General features: G+C 71.8%; 5 protein-coding genes. 1 reads left to right on the plus strand and 4 read right to left on the minus strand.

Annotated elements, in window-relative coordinates; all coding sequences use genetic code 11:
- Positions 1–64: 64 nt before the first annotated feature.
- Positions 65–292: a DUF5703 family protein gene (locus tag ACXJKL_RS15935; protein WP_457208009.1), complete on the minus strand. Its 228-nt coding sequence runs from the start codon at positions 290–292 to the stop codon at positions 65–67.
- On the minus strand, positions 292–1239 hold the full coding sequence (locus ACXJKL_RS15940) for an aldo/keto reductase (RefSeq protein WP_457208010.1): 948 nt from the start codon (positions 1237–1239) through the stop codon (positions 292–294). The genes ACXJKL_RS15935 and ACXJKL_RS15940 overlap by 1 nt, the downstream gene beginning before the upstream one ends.
- A 76-nt stretch (positions 1240–1315) precedes the next feature.
- Between ACXJKL_RS15940 and ACXJKL_RS15945 the strand changes: the two genes are divergently transcribed.
- Positions 1316–2140 (plus strand): undecaprenyl-diphosphate phosphatase, encoded by an 825-nt coding sequence (locus ACXJKL_RS15945; protein ID WP_457208011.1) that lies wholly within the window; start codon positions 1316–1318, stop codon positions 2138–2140.
- Here the strand turns inward: ACXJKL_RS15945 and ACXJKL_RS15950 are convergent.
- Both ACXJKL_RS15950 and ACXJKL_RS15955 read right to left on the minus strand, forming a co-directional pair.
- A complete protein-coding gene (locus tag ACXJKL_RS15950; RefSeq protein ID WP_457208012.1) occupies positions 2106–3365 on the minus strand; it encodes an MFS transporter in 1260 nt (419 codons plus the stop codon). The genes ACXJKL_RS15945 and ACXJKL_RS15950 overlap by 35 nt on opposite strands.
- Positions 3356–4125 (minus strand): magnesium and cobalt transport protein CorA (locus ACXJKL_RS15955; RefSeq protein WP_457208013.1); only part of this gene is annotated, 770 nt, incomplete at its 5' end. The genes ACXJKL_RS15950 and ACXJKL_RS15955, both read right to left, overlap by 10 nt.

Genomic DNA, 4125 nt, shown 5'->3' on the forward strand with positions numbered 1-4125 from the left:
GTCCTCCACAGGCGCGCGCCTGGGAGGGGGCCTCCACAGGCCTGAGGGCGGTTGCTGGCCCGGCTCAGCCGGCGAAGAGGGTCAGCCGCTGCCGGATGATCTTGCGGCGCAGCACGATGCGGCGTACCCCGTCGTCGCCGATCCGCAGCCGGTCCAGCTCCCAGCCGCCGTGCTCGGCCCGGTCGACGAGCATCCGGGTCACCACGTTGCGCGAGAAGTCGCGCGGCAGGGTGAGGGTCTCGAACTCCCACTCCACCCCGGCGGCCGGCGGTCGACGGTGCGCGCGAGCCATCAGTCGCCGCTCACGTCGTCGAGGGCGTCCACGATCTCCCGGGGCAGGGTCAGCTCCTCGACGCCGAGGGCGCCGCGCAGCTGGGCGGCGGTCCTCGCGCCCACGATCGGGGCGGTGACGCCCGGTCGGTCACGGACCCACACCAGGGCCACCTCGAGCGGGGACCAGCCCAGCCCGTCGGCGGCCCGGGCCACGCCCTCGACGATCGAGCGCCCCCGCTCGTCGAGGTAGACGCCCACGAAGCTGCCGAAGTGCTCGGTGGCCCCGCGGGAGTCCGAGGGCGTGCCGGAGCGGTACTTGCCGGTGAGGACCCCGCGGCCCAGCGGCGACCAGGGGAGCACGCCGAGGCCCAGCGCCTGCGCTGCCGGGACGACCTCGTGCTCGACACCCCGGTTGAGCAGCGAGTACTCCACCTGGGTGGACGCCAGGGTGGCCCGACCTGGCACGGCGCGCTGCCAGGTGGCCGCCTGGGCGGTCTGCCACCCGCTGTAGTTGGAGACGCCGACGTACGACGCCCGCCCGGACGTGATGGCCAGGTCGAGCGCGGTGAGCGTCTCCTCGACCGGGGTCTCGTCGGTCCACACGTGCACCTGCCACAGGTCCACGTGCTCGACGCCGAGCCGCTTGAGCGACGCGTCGAGGGACGTCAGCAGGTGTCCGCGCGAGGTGTTGGTGACCCGTTGGCCGCTGCGCCGTGAGATGCCGGCCTTGGTCGCCAGCACGACCTCGTCGCGGCCGACGACGTCGCCGATGAGGGTGCCGATGAGCTCCTCGCTGGCCCCGTCGCCGTACCCCGCGGCGGTGTCGAGCAGCGTGCCGCCCGCCTCGGCGAAGGCGATGAGCTGGTCACGCGCCTCGTGCTCGTCGGTGTCGCGTCCCCACGTCATGGTGCCCAGGCCGAGCCGGGACACCTTCAGGCCGGTCGAGCCGAGAGAGCGCTGCTGCATGCGCCAGAGATTAGTGCCGACCACCACGGCGGGCCCTCCGGCTCGCCGCAATCGCCTCCCCGTAGGCTCCTGCGGCGTGTGGGAACTCCTTCAGGCCATCGTCCTCGGCACCATCCAGGGACTCACCGAGTTCCTGCCGATCTCCAGCAGCGCGCACCTGCGGATCTTCCCCGAGCTCTTCGGCTGGGGCGACCCGGGCGCCGCCTTCACGGCGGTCATCCAGATCGGCACCGAGCTGGCGGTCCTCATCTACTTCCGCCACGACATCTGGCGCATCGGCAAGGCGTGGGTGCTGTCGCTGTTCAAGCCGGAGTGGCGCGGGCAGTTCGACGCCCGCATGGGGTGGTTCGTCATCATCGGCTCGCTGCCGATCGTGGTCCTGGGCGTCCTCCTCAAGGACGTCATCGAGGAGGACTTCCGCAACCTGTGGATCGTCGGCACCACGCTCATCGTGATGGGCGTCGTGCTCGGCCTCGCCGACCACTTCAGCACCGACGACCGCGAGATCAAGCAGATCACCCTGCGCGACGCCATCCTGATGGGGGTCGCCCAGGCGCTCGCCCTCATCCCGGGCGTCTCGCGCAGCGGGGCGACGATCTCGATGGGTCGGGTGCTGGGCTTCGAGCGAGAGGCCGCCACCCGCTTCGCCTTCCTCCTCGCGATCCCCGCGGTGGTCGGCGCCGGCCTGTTCGAGCTCAAGGAGATCCCGAACGGCGACAACACCTACGGCTGGGGTCCGACGATCGTCGCGACCGTGGTCTCCTTCGCCGTCGGGTACGCCGCCATCGCCTGGCTGCTGCGGTACGTCTCGACCCACTCGTACACGCCGTTCGTCGTCTACCGCGTGCTGCTCGGCGCCGCGACGCTCATCCTGCTCGCGACCGGCGTGCTGTCCGCCTGAACGTCTGCAGCAGCAGGGCCAGGGCGACCAGCTGGCTGAGGGCGATCACGACGACCAGCGCGGTGAGCGACCGCTCGTAGAGCCAGCCGGCACCCGCACCGCCGAGGATCGCGAGCAGCCCCTGGATGCCCGCGAAGACGCCGTACGCCGTGGCGCGTCGGGGTGCCTCGACGAGGTCGGCCACGGCCGCCTTGATGGTCGAGTCCTGCACGCCGTGGGCGAACCCCCAGACGACGACGCCGGCGACGACGAGCGCGAGCGTCGAGCCGAGCGCCAGCGCCGGCACCACCGCCACCAGGACCGGCACGACGAGCAGGATGCGCGCCCCGGCCCGGTCGTAGATCCAGCCGACGAGCAACGCGGCGACCGCCTCGACCGCCATCGCGGTGGCGTAGACGAGCGGGACCGCGGCGACCGGCACGATCCCCTCGACGGTGAGGTGGTAGYCGATGATCCCGAAGGTCACCAGGGCGCCGGTCGTCAGCGAGGCGGCGACGGCGTAGCGGAAGAAGTCGCCGGGGAGGCCGACCCCGACCGCCTCCGCCCACCAGCCGCGTGACGCAGCGGCGTCTGCCGCGCTCGACGGGGCTGCCGACGGGGTCGAGGGGTCGTAGACGCTCGGGTCCGGCACCCGGTGCCGCAGCGTCAGGAGCAGCACCATGGCGATCGCGCCGGGGATGGCGAGGACCGCCATGCCCGCCCACAGCGAGGCGACGGCGACGACGGCCGCGACCAGCAGGGGGCCGGCGAAGGCGCCCACCTGGTCGAGGGCCTTGTGCACCCCGAAGCCCCGGCCCCGCCCGACGGCCCCGGCGACGTGCGCGAGCAGGGCCGACTTGGAGGGGGACCGCACGGCCTTGCCCAGGCGCTCCAGCAGGATCATCGTGATCGCGAAGGCCAGGCCGGCCGACCCCAGCCGGGGGGCCAGCCAGAGCAGGGGCACGCACACCGCCGTGAGCCCGTAGCCGACGATGGTGAGCGTCCAGTAGCGCCCGGTCCGGTCGGCGACCGGCCCGAACACCAGGCGCAGCACCAGAGCCATGGCCTCGCCGGCGCCCGTCACGACGCCGACCACCACCGCGGAGGCACCGAGGGCGGCGAGCACCGGTCCGTACATCGACCGCGCGCCCTCGTAGACCATGTCGGCGGCGAGGCTGACGAAGCCGAACCACCACACGACCCGCCAGGCGTTCAGTCGGGGTGGGACGGTGTCGCTCAGAGCCATCCCGACCTCTTGAAGAACCAGAGCAGGAAGGCCGACGCGCCGACCATCAACCCGATCGCGAAGCCGTAGCCGTAGTCCCAGTGCAGCTCGGGCATGTGGTCGAAGTTCATCCCGTAGACGCCGGCGATGAGCGTGGGTACGACGACCAGGGCGGCGCCCGCGGAGATCTTGCGCATGTCCTCGTTCTGCTGCACCGAGATGCGCGCCAGGTGCGCGTCGAAGGCCGTGGAGAGCAGCCCGTCGAGGTTGTCGATGACCTCCGAGACCCGTTGGAGGTGGTCGGCCACGTCGCGGAAGTAGGTGGCGGTCTCGGAGTCGATCCCGGTGACCTCGCCGAGGGCGAAGCGGCGCATCGGCTCGCGCAGCGGCATGATCGCGCGGCGGACCTCCGCGATCTCCCGCTTCAGCTTGTAGATACGGACCGAGTCGTTGGTGCGGGCGGGGGAGAAGACGGACTCCTCGACCTCGTCCACGTCGATCTCGAGCGCCGCCCCGACCTTCTCGTACTCGTCGACCACCCGGTCGCAGATGGCGTACATGACGGCCATCGGCCCGTGCTCGAGCACCTTGGCCCGTTGCTCCAGGTCGCGGCGGGAGGTGGCGAGGTCGACGCCCGCGCCGTGCCGGACGGTGACGATGAAGTCGTCACCGACGAAGAGGTTGATCTCGCCGGTCTCCACGGCGTCGTCCTCGTCGACGTACCAGAGGGTCTTGAGGACGAGGAAGAGCATGTCGCCGTACCGCTCGACCTTGGGACGCT

The organism is Nocardioides sp. P5_C9_2 (genome assembly GCF_054049555.1).